At 63.1% G+C, this 14,798-nt stretch carries 14 protein-coding genes; 5 read left to right on the top strand and 9 right to left on the bottom strand.

Annotated features, from left to right (window positions below; all coding sequences use genetic code 11):
- Positions 1-21: 21 nt before the first annotated feature.
- A complete protein-coding gene (locus AC1TQG_RS07900; protein ID WP_482136378.1) occupies positions 22-1,494 on the bottom strand; it encodes an MFS transporter in 1,473 nt (490 codons plus the stop codon).
- A 219-nt stretch (positions 1,495-1,713) separates the two neighbouring features.
- Here AC1TQG_RS07900 and AC1TQG_RS07895 point away from each other — a divergent pair, with 219 nt between their 5' ends.
- On the top strand, positions 1,714-3,057 hold the full coding sequence (locus tag AC1TQG_RS07895) for an NAD(P)/FAD-dependent oxidoreductase (protein WP_482136377.1): 1,344 nt from the start codon (positions 1,714-1,716) through the stop codon (positions 3,055-3,057).
- Between the two features lie 34 nt (positions 3,058-3,091).
- Here the strand turns inward: AC1TQG_RS07895 and AC1TQG_RS07890 are convergent, their stop codons facing one another.
- Positions 3,092-3,388, bottom strand: coding sequence for a hypothetical protein (locus tag AC1TQG_RS07890; RefSeq protein ID WP_482136376.1), 297 nt, complete (start codon positions 3,386-3,388; stop codon positions 3,092-3,094).
- Between the two features lie 168 nt (positions 3,389-3,556).
- Between AC1TQG_RS07890 and AC1TQG_RS07885 the strand changes: the two genes are divergently transcribed.
- Complete coding sequence (locus AC1TQG_RS07885; protein ID WP_482136375.1) at positions 3,557-4,330, top strand: nucleoside phosphorylase; 774 nt, start codon at positions 3,557-3,559, stop codon at positions 4,328-4,330.
- 19 nt (positions 4,331-4,349) lie between these two features.
- On the opposite strand, the gene AC1TQG_RS07880 is transcribed toward AC1TQG_RS07885, so the two are convergent.
- Entirely contained in the window at positions 4,350-4,796 is a 447-nt protein-coding gene (locus tag AC1TQG_RS07880) for a riboflavin kinase (RefSeq protein ID WP_482136374.1), read from the bottom strand.
- Positions 4,797-5,068: 272 nt separating this feature from the next.
- On the opposite strand from AC1TQG_RS07880, the gene AC1TQG_RS07875 reads away from it, so the two are divergent.
- Both AC1TQG_RS07875 and zwf read left to right on the top strand, forming a co-directional pair.
- Positions 5,069-5,623, top strand: coding sequence for an NADPH-dependent FMN reductase (locus AC1TQG_RS07875; protein ID WP_482136373.1), 555 nt, complete (start codon positions 5,069-5,071; stop codon positions 5,621-5,623).
- A gap of 103 nt (positions 5,624-5,726) precedes the next feature.
- Positions 5,727-7,199 carry a glucose-6-phosphate dehydrogenase gene (zwf, locus tag AC1TQG_RS07870; RefSeq protein ID WP_482136372.1) on the top strand — a complete coding sequence of 491 codons (1,473 nt, stop codon included), beginning with the start codon at positions 5,727-5,729 and terminating at the stop codon, positions 7,197-7,199.
- Positions 7,200-7,212: 13 nt separating this feature from the next.
- Here zwf and AC1TQG_RS07865 read toward each other — a convergent pair whose 3' ends face one another.
- The 5 genes from AC1TQG_RS07865 to AC1TQG_RS07845 all read right to left on the bottom strand — a co-directional run bounded on the left by AC1TQG_RS07865 (position 7,213) and on the right by AC1TQG_RS07845 (position 12,812).
- Positions 7,213-8,778 carry an MFS transporter gene (locus AC1TQG_RS07865; RefSeq protein WP_482136371.1) on the bottom strand — a complete coding sequence of 522 codons (1,566 nt, stop codon included), beginning with the start codon at positions 8,776-8,778 and terminating at the stop codon, positions 7,213-7,215.
- A gap of 110 nt (positions 8,779-8,888) precedes the next feature.
- Positions 8,889-9,767 (bottom strand): alpha/beta fold hydrolase, encoded by an 879-nt coding sequence (locus AC1TQG_RS07860; RefSeq protein ID WP_482136370.1) that lies wholly within the window; start codon positions 9,765-9,767, stop codon positions 8,889-8,891.
- 127 nt (positions 9,768-9,894) lie between these two features.
- On the bottom strand, positions 9,895-10,251 hold the full coding sequence (locus AC1TQG_RS07855) for a UBP-type zinc finger domain-containing protein (RefSeq protein WP_482136369.1): 357 nt from the start codon (positions 10,249-10,251) through the stop codon (positions 9,895-9,897).
- Positions 10,252-10,325: 74 nt separating this feature from the next.
- Positions 10,326-10,499, bottom strand: a complete 174-nt coding sequence (locus AC1TQG_RS07850) for a hypothetical protein (RefSeq protein ID WP_482136368.1) — start codon at positions 10,497-10,499, stop codon at positions 10,326-10,328.
- A 141-nt stretch (positions 10,500-10,640) separates the two neighbouring features.
- Positions 10,641-12,812 (bottom strand): FUSC family protein, encoded by a 2,172-nt coding sequence (locus AC1TQG_RS07845; protein ID WP_482136367.1) that lies wholly within the window; start codon positions 12,810-12,812, stop codon positions 10,641-10,643.
- A 159-nt stretch (positions 12,813-12,971) separates the two neighbouring features.
- On the opposite strand from AC1TQG_RS07845, the gene AC1TQG_RS07840 reads away from it, so the two are divergent.
- Positions 12,972-13,181, top strand: a complete 210-nt coding sequence (locus AC1TQG_RS07840; RefSeq protein ID WP_482137285.1) for a dodecin — start codon at positions 12,972-12,974, stop codon at positions 13,179-13,181.
- Positions 13,182-13,204: 23 nt separating this feature from the next.
- On the opposite strand, the gene AC1TQG_RS07835 is transcribed toward AC1TQG_RS07840, so the two are convergent.
- Positions 13,205-14,725, bottom strand: coding sequence for a SulP family inorganic anion transporter (locus AC1TQG_RS07835; RefSeq protein ID WP_482136366.1), 1,521 nt, complete (start codon positions 14,723-14,725; stop codon positions 13,205-13,207).
- Between the last annotated feature and the right edge of the window lie 73 nt (positions 14,726-14,798).

The raw sequence follows: 14,798 nt of genomic DNA, 5'->3' as shown, positions 1-14,798 counted from the left end.
TGGAGCGTATCGGCGGACGATTCAGCGAGCAGCGGTTGTGGACCCTTCGATGTCGGTGGCGTCGCTGGGCAGCTCGACCGGGGACGGCTGTGGCTGGAAGCGAGGAACGCACGCTGTGAACGCAAAAGCGAGGAGTGCGGTTCCGGCGGCCAGCAGCATGGTCACCTTGAATGCGTCCGCGGACGGCACGTCGAACCCGCCGGACGAGATCGTCATCTGAGCCAGGATCACGCCGACGATGGCGCTGGCGAAGGATGTTCCGAGCGAGCGCATCAGCGTGTTGAAGCTGTTGGCAGCGCTGGTCTGCGACATCGGGACGGCACCCATGATCAGCGCGGGCATGGCGCCATAGGCCAAACCGGTGCCGATGCCGATGATGATGCCGACGATGATGATCTGCCAGACGGTGCTGAGGGCAAAGGCCCCGAGGACGTATCCGGCAGCAACAACAAGGGCACCGATCATCAAGGTTGTCTTGGGGCCTCGCGAGTTGGTGATCCGCGCCGACACGGGGGCCGCGAGCATCATCACCACACCGAATGGGGCCATCGCCAGGCCGGTCATCAGAGTGGATTTGCCCATCCCGTACCCGGTGCTCTCGGGTAGCTGGAGTACCTGCGTCAACACCAGCGTCATGGCGAACATCGCAAAGCCCAGGGCAACCGATGCCAGGTTGGTGAAGAGCACCTGTCGGCCGGCGGTGACCCGCAGGTCGACAAGTGGCAGCTTGGTCCGCAGCTCCCACCAGCCCCAGACAGCGAACGCGATGACCGAGAGCGCTGCCAGCGTCAGGGTTGTGCCACTGGTCCAGCCCCAGTCGGAGCCCTTGGAGATCGCGAGCAGTAGGGCGATCAACGCGGTCGAGAGTGACGCGGCGCCAACGTAATCGAAGCTGCCGCCGCTGCGGACGTCAGATTCGGGAACGAACACCAGGACCAGCACGGTGGCAAGTACAGCGAGTGCACCGGAGATCCAGAAAAGGAAGTGCCAGTTGGCGTATTCGGCGATCAGGGCCGAGATGGGCAGGCCGAGTGCACCGCCGATGCCGAGCGAGGCACTCATCATGGCCACCGAGCTCGCCAACTTCTCTTTGGGGAGTGCATCGCGCATCAGGCTGATTCCCAGCGGGATCACCGCTCCCGCCAGACCCTGCAACACCCGACCGAGAAGCAATGGGATCAGGCTGTTGCTCAGCGCGGCGACGACGGAACCGAGGACCAGGAGCATCAGGCTCAGCAGCAGCAACCGGCGCTTGCCGAACATATCTCCGAGTCGACCCATGACGGGTACTGCGACGGTGCCGGTCAGCAGGGTGGCGGTGACGGCCCAAGCGGTGTCGGACGGTGAAGCGTCGAGGAGTTTGGGCAGTTCGGGGATGATCGGGATCATCACGGTCTGCATCAGGGCCGCGACCACACCGGAGAACGCCAGGATCGCCACGATAGGCCCAGGCGGCGGAGCCTTGGTGGTGTCGCCGGCTACGGGAACGTGCATGTAACGCCTCCAGAGAGATTCAGGTTCGTGGGCGCGTGAGTACTAAAGCAGCCGACTGATTGAACTTAAAGCGTATGACTCAATCGGTCAATGAACCTGGCGGTGATGCACCACACAGCAAGAAAGGGAGGGGGATAGACTTTCGCAGTAGTCACGACAGTGATGGAAAGGCTTGTTGCTCAAGCCTTTGGTGGTGGCAATTCGCGACCGAAAGAGAACATGACCACATTTGAGCGCCCGCGTGTATTGATCGTCGGCGGAGGTTTCGGCGGACTGAATGCCGCCCGAAAACTACGGCACGCCGACGTCGACGTCACCCTGCTGTCCCGCGGAACAAGTCATGTCTTTCAGCCGCTGCTCTACCAATGTGCGACGGGCGTGCTGTCCGAGGGCTCGATCGGCAGTCCGCTGCGACACCTGTTGCGGCGGCAGAAGAATACCCATGTGGCACTGGGTGAAGCGACGGCGATCGACGTCGACACCCGAACGCTGACGGCCTGCCGAAGCGATGGGTCGATGTTCGATCTGCCCTACGACCACCTCGTGGTCGCCGCCGGGATGCAGCAGGCCTATCACGGGCACGACGAGTACATCGATTGGGCGCCGGGCATGAAAACGCTGGACGACGCCTTGACCATCCGCCGCAAACTGGTCACCGCATTCGAGATGGCCGAGTCACTTCCCACCGCCGAAGAGCGAGCGCGCTGGCTGACCTTTGCGGTGGCCGGTGGTGGACCGACCGGTGTGGAAATCGCCGGTCAGATCCGTGAATTGGCCCTGCATGCCCTGACGAACGAGTTCCGGTCGATCGATCCCTGCGAGGCCAGGGTGCTGCTGTTCCACAGCGGTGACCGGGTCTTGCCCTCCTTCGACAAGAGACTGTCGAAGAATGCACAGCGCACGCTGGAGCGGGTCGGTGTCGAGACCCACCTCGGGGTTCATGTCACCGAGGTCGGTCCCGGTTATGTCGAGACGACCACCAAGGCGGAGCCGAAAACCACGAGTCGGTATGAAACACAGACCGTCGTCTGGACCGCCGGTGTGGAGGCCGTGCCTTTTGCCAAGGCGCTCGCCGCGGCGTTGGGTGTCCCGCAGGACCGGTCCGGGCGCATCGCCGTCGAACCGGACCTGACGGTCCCCGGACATCCGAACATCTGGGTGGTCGGTGACCTGATGTCCCGCGACAAGTTGCCTGGTGTGGCAGAGGTCGCGATGCAGGGCGGACGGTATGCAGGCAAGCTGATCGCTGCGGAGGTCGCATCGGGCGGCGCCGCCACGCGGACGCCGTTCAAGTATCGAGACCTGGGCAGTGCGGCGTATGTTGCGCGGGGTCACGCACTCGTTCAGGCCGGGCCACTTCATCTTTCGGGACGCCTGGGTTGGTTGTCGTGGGGGGTCATCCATATCGTCTTCTTGGCCGGAGCTCGCAATCGTATTGGCACGCTGCTGAACTGGGGTGCGACGCTGGCCACCGGATCGCGGCGGGAGCGGGCCGTCACGTTCGGCGATTCGCGCATCGCACGGAACACGTACTTCACCAACGCCAGGAAGAATGCGAGCTGACCGGCCGCTGAACAAGGTTCGGCCACAATGCGACTCAGAGTGCCGCCGTACCCATCGTCGCCAGCATCAGTGCGAACAACAACCATCCGGCGCCCTGCCAGATCGTCCAGGTGCCACCGCGCTTCCACACCCGGTAGCCCTCGATGAAGGCGCCGATGCCGCCCAGGAGCAGTATCGCGGTTGAACCCGCACCCCAGAGCAGGCTGGAAGGGTCGATCAGAAGGTCGGCAGCCAGCCAGATTGCGGCCAGGGCGATCACCACGATGACGTATTTGGCAGCGGCCCGGAATGTCGGGGGATCGTTCCAGCGCTTTTCGACGTCATTGGTCACGGTGGCCTCCCTCTCTGTGAACTCACGGTTGCTTCACACTCTGTGAACTGTTCCGGTGGTACCCGGAATGAGTCGATTTCATGCAAGCTTCGAGCTCGGCAGGCGGATCAGGCAACTGCGCGCTACTTTGCACAAGCAACTACACCCCACCAACGCCGGGAGCCATCAGTGTCAGAGCAGATCGTCGACAAGAACGCCGCCGGACTCGATGTCCGGCAGTACCACATCGGGGTGGCTCCGGGTGAGGTCGGAACAGTTGCGTTGTTGCCGGGTGATCCGTTCCGGGTGCCCTTTGTCGCAGAGTTTCTGACCGATGTGCGTGACATCGCCCATAATCGCGAACACCGGACGATGACGGGTTACTACAAGGGCAAACTGATCACTGCGACGTCGACGGGGATGGGTTGCCCATCGACTGCCATCGCGGTGGAGGAACTGGCCAGGGTCGGTGTCACTTCGCTTATCCGCGTAGGGAGTTCGGCCGGCCTGCAGCCGGGTATCGCGCCGGGTGATCTCCTGATCAGCGAGGGTTCATTGCGCAATGACGGAACCACCGCGGCGTATGTTCATCCGGGTTTCCCTGCGGTACCGGATATTTCGATCGCAGCAGAACTGCGGCGCGTTGCCGAGGCCATGGCGACGCAGCGCGGCGGCTTTCGGGTGTACTCCGGCATCAACGCCACCGACGATGCGTTCTATGCGGAAGGCCCGGAGTGGATTTCCCAGTTGTCGCAGATGGGAATCCTCAACGTCGAGATGGAGAGTTCGGCGCTCTACGTCGTCGCGAAGCTGCGAGGTCTGCGCGCCGGCATGGTGTGTGCCTGCTCGAGCAACCTCGTCGACGGTGTCAGCGTCTACGGAGATCAGAAGGCCGCGCTCAAGGACGGTTGGATGCGCAGCATCGAGGTTGCCCTCGATGCTGCTGTTGCGCTTGACCTTTGACGGACAAGGCCCGGTGCGGTCAGCTTTCCGGCCGCGTCGGGTACTTCGCCATGAGATCACGGGCCGCCTGCTTGTCGCCGTTCATGGCGACCACCAGATCGTCGATCGAGTTGAAGTTCTCCATGCGGCGCACGAGTGTTGTCAGCTCCGCGATCGCGTGGGCGCCGTACAGATCCTCTTCGAAGTCCATGACGTAGGCCTCGACCGTGCGGGTACGACCGTCGAATGTCGGGTTGTTGCCCACCGAGATCAGCGCAGGCAGGTACGTGCCCGGGCGTAGACGGCCACGAGGCGGCTCACCCTCTGCCAGCCCGAACCAACCGAAGTAGACGCCGTCCTCGGGGATCCGACTCTCGTCTTCGGTGCGGATGTTCGCGGTCGGGAAGCCCATGGGCGCTCCGCGTCCCTCGCCACGCACGATCTCGCCCGCGGCGTAGCCGAGAAGTTCGTCGGAGTTGCTGGTCACTGCACTATCCCTTCGTGGGGTCACAAGTCGCGGGTCGGACACCGCGTGGTGCGGCGACCAAATGCTGTCTTCGAGCGTAGACGGGTCCGTACAGGTACCGGTGATCTGGCTGTCGAGATGTGGGGGGTTTCATCCCGCGGGAAGACCAAAACTCGCGGCGACTCAAACCCGTGGCTAGGTTGTCGTGGTGACATAGCGTCACCTACGGCTGCAGAATCGCTGGTCTACGGCCGATGAACCCCCCGCCACGATGAAGTCTGGAGCTGACCGCGTTGTCTGAAGCAGGATCGTTGAAGGTCTCGGTAGTTGTCGGAAACCCCAAGCCGCAGTCGCGGACCCGGACGGTCGCCGAAGCGCTGGTGCCTGCGCTGCTCGAGCCGGGATCGTACGAGGTCGATGTCATCGAACTCGCCGACCTGGCAGATGAGTTGTTCCAATGGGGTTCGGAAAAGGTCACCGCAGCAAAGACTTCGGTCGCGGCCAGCGACCTGGTCATCTTTGCCACACCCACCTACAAGGCCTCGTACACCGGACTGCTGAAGGCATTCCTCGATCAGTACGGTACAGATGGCCTCAAAGGCGTGGTGGCGATACCCGTGTTCACCGGTGGGGACCTGACGCATTCGCTGGCACCACAGACAACGCTGGCACCCTTGCTCCTGGAATTGGGTGCCGCGATCCCGGGCCGTGGTCTGTACTTCGTCATCGACGATCTGCCCGAACTCGACAGCTTCATCGCGCAGGCGGCCGCCGACTATTCTGCCGTGTTCGCCTCGCTGTCGTCGGTGGCCGGCTCGGTCCGTCCGGCCCTGAAAACTGCGCAATAGCGACCTGCCGAGGGCTATGCGCCCTCGATAGGTCATCAGGGGCGAAGTTGGGGGTTGCCCGGTTGCACTGCCTACTTCGCTCCCAGGTGGGACGATCGACGATGTGTCCGGACTCGAAGCGGCCCTCGGGGTCAAAGCAGCCAAGAAGGTGCCGCCCCATGTCGTGGTGTTGTTCGGTGCCACGGGCGATCTGGCGCGCCGAAAACTGTTGCCCGGCTTGTTTCATCTGTTCATGTCGAAACTGGCGCCGCCGATGCGGATCGTCGGGACCTCGCTCGATGACATCGACACCGAGGAGTTCCGGGCAGTCGCGGTCAAGGCCTGCAGCGAGTTCTCCAGCCGGGTCTTCACACCCGAAGCAGCGGCAGAGTTCGCCGAGACCCTGACCTATGTGCCGCAGAGCGCAGGCGCTGAAGCGCTCGCCGCACAGGTGCGGCAGGAGCTTTCGGTGCTGGGAACCGACGCCCACATGCTGCACTACTTGAGCGTGCCGCCGATGGCAGCGATGGCCGTGCTCGAGATGCTGCACGAAGCGGATCTGGTGAAGAAGTCCCGCGTGATCATGGAGAAACCGTTCGGTACCGACCATGACAGCGCTGTCGCGCTCAATGCCTCGATTCACAAGTGGTTCGGGGAGGATCAGATCTTCCGTATCGATCACTTCCTCGGTAAGGAAGCGGCCCAGAACATCCTGGCCTTCCGGTTCGCCAACGGGTTGTTCGAACCGATCTGGAACCGAAACTTCATCAATTACATCCAGATCGATGTACCCGAGAAGCTGGCGCTCGAAGGACGGTCGCACTTCTACGAATCCACGGGCGCGTTCCGGGACATGGTGGTCACCCATCTCTTTCAGATCCTTGCCTTCGTTGCGATGGAACCACCGACCGCGTTGGCGCCCGGACCGATCGGTGAGGAGAAGAACAAGGTCTTCCGGTCGATGCTGCCGCTTGATCCCCGAAACGTGGTGCGCGGTCAGTACACCGGCTATCGCGATGAACCCGGTGTCATCGCCGAGTCGCAGACCGAGACCTTCGTTGCGCTCAAGGCCGAAATCGACAACTGGCGGTGGGCCGGGGTCCCGTTCTACCTGCGAACCGGCAAGGGGTTGGCCGATGGACAGCGCATCATCTCGATCGCGTTCCACGAGCCACCGAAGAGCATGTTCCCGGACGGATCGGGTGTGGGGCAACAGGGTCCGGATCACCTGACGTTCGACCTCGCCGACGAGTTCAAGGTGTCGCTCTCGTTCTACGGCAAAAAGCCGGGTCCGGGCATGAAGCTCGACAAGCTGAGTCTGCAGTTCGCGATGCACGAAACCGAGCAGGCCGACCTGGTGTTGGAGGCCTACGAACGTCTCATCCTTGATGCGATGAAAAACGATCACACACTCTTCACCACGGCGGAGGGCATCGAACGGTTGTGGGATGTCTCGGCGCCGTTGCTCAACGATCCACCCCCGGTCCGCAGTTACAGTCAGGGTTCATGGGGGCCCAACGCGATCCATCAGCTCATCGCACCGCACGCCTGGCGGTTGCCGTTCGAACGGATCTGGCGCAACAAGAAGGAAAGCTGACGGTGTCTGACCATCAGTTCTCTTCAGCCGCATACTCTTTCATCAGTACGCGTTCCTTGGTGACATTCGGGTACCAGATCCTGACGACCACCGCGCCGACGAGCACAACGAGGATGGCCGAGGCGTAGGCCAGAAAGTCGCCGTCCACAAACGCTTCTCGCGCAGCCGACAGGATTTCGGTAGCGTTGTCGGGGTAGCGTTCCGCGAGATCCTCGGCACTGGAGAACGATTTGGTGAGCGCCGCCTGAGTCTGGTCGGTGATGGTGTCGGCATCGGGCGATCCGGCGATCTGCTTCGTCAGGTTGTGCGCATAGCCGGCGGTGAGGATCGCACCGAGAATCGATTGCATGATCGCCCCGCCGAGATCGCGCTGCAGGTCGGACATGCTCGAGGCCATTCCGGCTCGCGACAGCGGAACAGAACCGGTCAGCGAACGCGACGCGGGCGTTCCCGCGATACCCACCCCGACACCGATGCAGATGTAGACCAACGCGACCTGCCAGTAGTGCGCACTCTCGCTCCACATCGTCATGGCGAAGACCATGCCGAGACCGATGAACGCGAATCCGACCAGCAGTGTGGTGCGCGATCCGAGGTTCTCGACCATCCGCGCGGACAGGGGAGCAACGACCACCATGGAGGCGGCGGCGGGAAGAACCGAGGCGCCTGCCGCGAGGGTCGAGTACTCCAAAACGTTCTGCAGGTACTGCTGCCCGATGTACATCGCGCCCATCAGGGTGCCGAACACCACGATGCCACCGATTGCGGCGACCCAGAAAGTCGGGCGGGCAGCGATCTTGAGGTCGAACAGTGGGTTGGCGGCGCGGTGTTGTCGGAAGAAGAACGCGATGGCTGCGGCCAGTGCGATGGCCGCCAGGATTGCGGTGATCGTCCCGGCGCCTGCCATCGGGAGAAAGTTCAGCGCCAGCACCATGGCGCCGATGAAGGCGATGGACAGGACGCCGCCGAGGTTGTCGACCGGGTCCGTGGAGTCGCCGTTGTCACCGGGTACCAACTTGAGTGCAGCGATGAGCGCGATGACGGCCAGCGGCAGGGTGACGAGGAAAACCGAGTGCCAGCTGAACACCTCGAGCAGCCCACCGGACAGGACCGGACCCAGTGCGGTGATCGCACCGCCGAGCGCCGACCAGGCCGCGATGGCCTTTGTGCGGCTCGGGCCCTGCCACAACGCGGTGATGATGGCCAGGGTTGTCGGATAGGCAAGGCCCGCCGCGATACCGCCGAGGAGGCGACCGGCAAACAAGATCTCGATGTTGGGGGCCAGCCCGGCGATGAGTGATGCCGGAATCGACAGGCCCATGCCGATGATGAGCATCCGCTTGCGGCCATGCCGGTCGCCGAGGGCTCCGAAGTACAGAACCGAGGCGGCCAGGCCGAGGGAATAGCCGACGGCCACCAGGTTCAAGCCGGTGGCGCCTGCGTCGAAGTCCTTACCGATATCCGGCAGGGCGACATTGGCGACAGCGAGATTGATGTTGGCAACACCGGCAACCAGAATCAGTGTTCCGAGCACAACTTTCGCGCGCGGAGGGGCCTTGTCGGCAACCGGTGAGGTCAAGGGTCCTCCTCCATCGGCGGACGTACAGCATGAGTACCGAATTGAGTGCTGAATGCGTCAAGCCGTCAAAGAGTATCGCGAATCAGTCGCGCAGCCTGGGCTAATCGATTTCAGCGCAGCGCGCTCGCAACGATATTCGCGAGCTCGAGCGGTGCATCGCTCTGCACCGAATGCCCGGCACCGTCGACGGTGAAGACCTCCATGCCGGGCCGATGCCGCCGCAATGTGTCGACGTCGTCGTCGGCAACAAACGGCGAGAGGCCACCGCGGACGAGCGTGATCGGAGTATTGCTGTCGGACAGATCTTTCCACAGTGGCTCGGGTTCGATGGACTTACGGAACCGGTCGTAGCGCCATCGCCAGCGGCCGTCGTCGGTCTGCCGGGTGTTGTGGATGACACCACGCCGGATCGAAGATCTGGGACGGTTCGGGGCGGCCGCGGCGGTGAGGTTGATCAGCTCATCGAGATCGTCGAACGTGTCCGGGCCGCTGACCAACGCAACGGTGCCACGCTCCTTGTTGCTGAGGTTCTCCACCCGTTTGGGCGATTCCGGGCTGACATCGACGAGGATCGCGCGTTTGATCAACCCGGGGTACCGGGCGCTCGCCGAGACGGTTGTGAGTCCACCCAACGACATCCCCACCACCAATTCGGCCTCCGGAGCGAGGGCACGAATCACCGGCCCCACGGCTTGGGCATTGACATGGGGGCGGTAGTCACCGTCCTCGCGCCACTCCGAATGGCCGTGACCCGGAAGATCGATGGCCAGAGCCGGTACCCCGAGAGCCAGCAGAACGCTGTCCCAGGTGTGGGCATTCTGGCCACCGCCGTGTAGCAACACCACCCGTGGCGACGCGGTGCCCCAGCGCAGGGCACTGACGGTCCGGCCGTCGACAACCGTGTCGATCCGGGTCACCGGTGGGAGCGGATCAGATTCCAGGCCAAGCTCTTCGGCGTTCTCGGGCAGTAGGTCGAACTCAGTGGGCATAGGTTGTCCTCTTCCGGTCTGGTCTGCAGAGAAGACTACGGACCAGACCGTGGCAACAGAGGTATTCGGGGACAAACAGTGCCCTTTTGCGCTGGCGCGCGCGAAATTCCGGCCGGAAGGAGGCAGGTCAGTCGGTGCGGTTGCGCAGTTGTTCGACCCAGTCCGTGGGAACTCGGCCTTCCGGTCCGGGTGTGGACTGGTCGGCGGGCCGAGAGTGTGGGGGAGCGAGCTCGGGTCCGTCGTAATAGTCGTTGCTGGAGTAGTCCCAGAACCAGTCCTCGCCCGGTTCAAATGACTGGATGATCGGATGCCCGGTCTGCGTGGCATGGGCGGATGCATGACGTGAAAGGGAATCGTCGCAACATCCGATGTGTCCGCATGCCGCGCATCGACGGAGATGAAACCACCAGCCTCCGGTGTTGTCGCAGTCGAGGCAACCCGGCCCGCTTGGTGGCACCTGGGGATCGATGGATGGGGTCGTCATAGATCCCATCCAAGACCAGCTTTGCCGATCATGCACGCGGTGCAACGAGATCGGTTGTCGGCAAATGGTTTTGATCAAGCGTTGGTGGATGCGCTCTCGCGCCGGGTGATCATTTCGAGTTCGATCTGGGTACGTGTGGACGTCGGCCGGCGAACGGCATCGAGGGGTGCGTACGGCGAGGTGTGGTTCTGGTACGCCGCAATGATTCCGGCCACTACAGCCGGTCCGATGATTACCAAAAGTTCCATGGCAGTAACTATCCGTTCAATAACTTCCTGCCAACAGTGGCAGAATTGCCAGCCTTGGCAAAGTTTCTGCCAAGGCCTATGTGGGCGAAGATTGTGCAGGTCAGGACAGTGTTGCTGCGATCAGCCGCTGCGGCAACTGATTTATAGCGGTCTGCCCCCGCGCATCAACTCGAGCTCGCCGAGGTAGGCCGCTGTCGCGATGAGCGGACGCGCCTCGTCGATGCCCAAGCCGTTTTTCTCATAGTCGGTGCGAAGCGCGGCGACCATTGCGGCCGCGATTCGGCTCAGATGGTCCCGGGTGTGCTCGTCGGCGGTGTTGACGGTGTCGACGGTGACCCGGGCGGCCTGGATATCGATGACCGTGCACATGTTCGGGCCGGTTGCAGCCGGGTGTGAGGTGGGTGTGAGGTCGGCGATGGAATCGGCGACGATGCGTAGCCGGATGGATCGTCCCACCGCGCTCACCATCGGCGTGCGACGTTCGACGGCTGTTCCTGATTCGGAAAGATATTGGCGCGCTGCATCATCGGATGCTCGGTAGGCAATCAGGCTTTCCGTTCGCAACTCGGTGACAGCGGCCTCGGTGGCGGTTGTCGAGCCCGTGATCATCCTGGTCGTGGCAGCTCTGAGATAGCGGGCGTGGACGGCAATGGAGTAGTTGATGGCGGCGTGGGCCGTTGCCGCGACGCCGCGTGGCCACATCACGATTCCCGCGACGACGGCAACGGCGCAGCCGATCGCCACATCTTCGACTCTGATCAGTCCGATCTTCCAACCGCTGGGACCCAGCACGTTGAAGAGGGTCACGATGAACACCGTGAATGCCGCCTGGCCCGCGGCGTACGAGATCACCTTGGGGATGTAGGCGGCGCCGAACACCGCAATCGGCAACGCGGTCCACAGGGCGATCTCACTGGTGCCGATGGCGGTGATGATGAGCGCTCCGACGAGAAACCCGACTACGGTACCGAGCACCGAGCGCAGCACATTCGAACCTGTTGCCAGTGCACTGGTGCGCAGTACTGACAGGGCGCCGAGGACCACCCAGAATCCGTGTTGCACAGGCACTATCTGTATGAGGGTGACAGCAGCCGCGAGACCGACACCGGTGCGCAACGCATTTCGCGCGATCACCGAGTGCTTGACCAAGGTCGACGAAATCGACATCCGCGTCGACTGATACTCGGGTAGCACCGAATCTGCTGCCCCAGTGGACGGTAACTGTCGGCCGAGAATCTTCTGCAGCATCGGTCGCGCGTCGGCGGCCGATGCCCACGCCACGGTGCGGCCGATCAGTGCGATGGTGCTGCAGCTGGTGTGGATTTCGAGCAATCTCACGCCGTCCGCCTCGGCTTCGGCGTCACTGGGATCGGCGAGAAGGACGTCGAGGTTCGTGCCGAAACGGTTGTGCATCAACGATCTCAGGTGGTTGGCGGCGTCCACCAGCTCAGTGCGCGCGCCCAATCCGACCTGTCGGCCGTCTGTCGCGAGTATGTCGGCCGCCAGCTGTAGCACCTGGACAGAAGGTCCGCGCAGGTCATCGGACAGCTGCACTTTGCGCCGGATCACCTGAGTGGTCAGCCATTCGAGGTCGTCCACCACCCTGATGATCGCCCGACTGCCTGCAGACAGGCCGGCGGGCCGGGCATTGGTGCCCAGGTAGGCCTGTCGAAGTCGATCCATCAGAGCGTCGACGTCGACTGTGGCCGGCTTCGTCGCGGTGGTGTCGGGACCACATGCCAAATAATCCGCCAATCCACTGCACACCAGGCGCGCGCGGTTGCGTAGCTCGTTGTGGTGGCGCGGCGGCAGCAGGAACAGGACTGCCGGGATGCCGAATACGAGGGCAAGGGTCCAGCCAAGCAACCGATCCGTCAGCGCGCCCCCGGGGGTGGCGACCGGAACGACAAAGAGCAACAGTGCCGATCGCTGCGCCGCCGAGAAACTGGAACCGAGGATCGCGGTAGACGACACCGCCACGCCCACCACAAACATCGACAGCGAGGCCAGCCATCCGGGCTCGGCGAGCACCGTGGCCGCACTGATGAAGGCATAGCCCACAACGGCCAGACCGCAGTAGCTCACTGCCCGACGGGTGCGACTGCCCGGAAAATCGACGAGAATGAGGAGCGCAACCGAACCGAAGATCGCGAACTGTGACGTTTGCGCGTCCCCGAGGTGTATCGCGACCGCCGCGGTGACCGGAATGACCAGTGCCGATCGAATCGCGCGCCGTAGCGCGTCGAAATCGGGATCACGCCTACCTGCTGCAGCGACGAACCTCGAGCTCAGCTGGCGGACGGGCATGCCCATTTTTGAATCGTAGTCGGATGCACCGGCCCCCGCGGGGAACTGATTGTGGCCGATGTTTTCGTGAACGCCTCCACGGCTGCTCCTGATCAGTACCGTTGGCAGTGCGAGGGATTGACGCCATCGAACGATTTCCGTTCAACGAAGAATCGAGGATCGCCAATGAGCGAGAACGTCTATCGAGTCACAGAGATCGTGGGAACATCACTGTCGAGTTCCGACGACGCGATCAAAAAAGCCATCGCGAGGGCAAATAAATCGCTGCGCAATATTGATTGGTTCGAGGTGATCGAGACCCGTGGGCACGTCGAGAACGGTGAGGTCGCCCATTTTCAAGTGACTTTGAAGGTCGGCTTCAAGATCGAGGACTGACCCTGGGTCGAGATCGCCAGACGTCAGTGTCCGGCTCCGAGCTTTCCGGAGAGACGTTCGAGTCGCTCCAGACTCGGACCGGCGAGTCCGACGATGGTGGCTTCCTTGCCGCGATCACGGTACTTCCGCAAGATGGCATCGAGGGCGGCGACCGTCGAGGCGTCCCAGATGTCCGCCGCGCTGAGATCGATGACGACGGAGTCGGGATCGCCTCCGTAGTCGAACCGGTAGACAAGATCGTTGCTCGACGCGAAGAACAGCTGCCCGGTGACGCGATAGCGCCGGACCTCCACGCCGTCGGTGGTCTCCGTTGTCGCCTCGACGCCGGTCAGGTGGGCCACCCGGCGGGCGAACAGAACCATCGCCGTCAGCACTCCCAGGACCACGCCGATCGCCAGGTTGCTTGTCGCCACGGTGGCCACCACCGTCACCAGCATCACGAGCGTTTCCGGGAACGGCATCAACCGCAATGTGCGGGGGCGGACGCTGTGCCAGTCGAACGTGCCGACCGACACCATGATCATCACGGCCACCAGGGCGGCCATCGGGATGACACCGACGATGTCGCCGAGCACCACCACCAGGATCAACAGGAAGATTCCGGCCAAGAACGTCGACAGCCGCGTGCGGGCGCCCGACTGTTTGACGTTGATCATCGTCTGGCCGATCATCGCGCAACCGCCCATGCCGCCGAAGAATCCGGTGACGATGTTTGCCACACCCTGCCCCCAGCTCTCACGGGTCTTGTTCGAGTGGGTGTCGGTGATGTCGTCGACGAGTTTGGCGGTCATCAACGACTCCATCAACCCGACCAGGGCCATGGCCAGCGCGTACGGCGCGATGACCGACAACGTATGCCAGGTCCACGGCACGTCGGGCAGAAGGAGTGACGGCAACGAATCGGGCAGGGCGCCTTCGTCTTCGACCGTCGGGACGTCCCAGCCGACTGACGTCACGAGCACCGTGAGCACCACGATCGCAACGAGGGGTGACGGGACAACCGAGGTCAGGCGCGGCAGGAAGACGATGATCGCCAGACCCGCCGCCACCAGTGGATAGACGAGCCAGGGGATGTCGTCGCCGAACAACTGCGGCAGCTGCGCACTGAAGATCAGGATGGCCAGCGCGTTGACGAAGCCGGTCATCACGCTGCGCGGGATGAACCGCATCAGTTTGGCGATGCCGGCCAGGCTGAGCACGATCTGCAGCAGCCCGGCGAGAAGGACCGTTGCCAGGAGGTAGTCGAGACCGTATTCCTCGACCACCGGTGCCACCACCAACGCCACTGCGCCGGTGGCCGCCGAGATCATCGCCGGACGTCCACCGACGATCGAGATGGTGACGGCCATCGTGAACGAGGCGAAGAGGCCAACCCGCGGATCGACCCCGGCGATGATCGAGAACGAGATCGCCTCGGGGATCAACGCGAGTGCGACCACCAGACCGGCCAGGATCTCTTTGCGCAGCTGCACCGGATTGCGGAGCAGCGAGCGCACCGTTGCCGGTGGCGTCTGCGAATGGGCGGTCTTCACTGCGCTGGGCACGGGGAGTTCACTTTCTGGTCCTACGGCCTGGTCTTACGGCCTGGTCTTACGGCCTGGTCTTACGGCGGGGGGG

The organism is Williamsia sp. Y844, from assembly GCF_056786475.1.
This window is presented reverse-complemented; position numbering and strand designations above follow the sequence as displayed.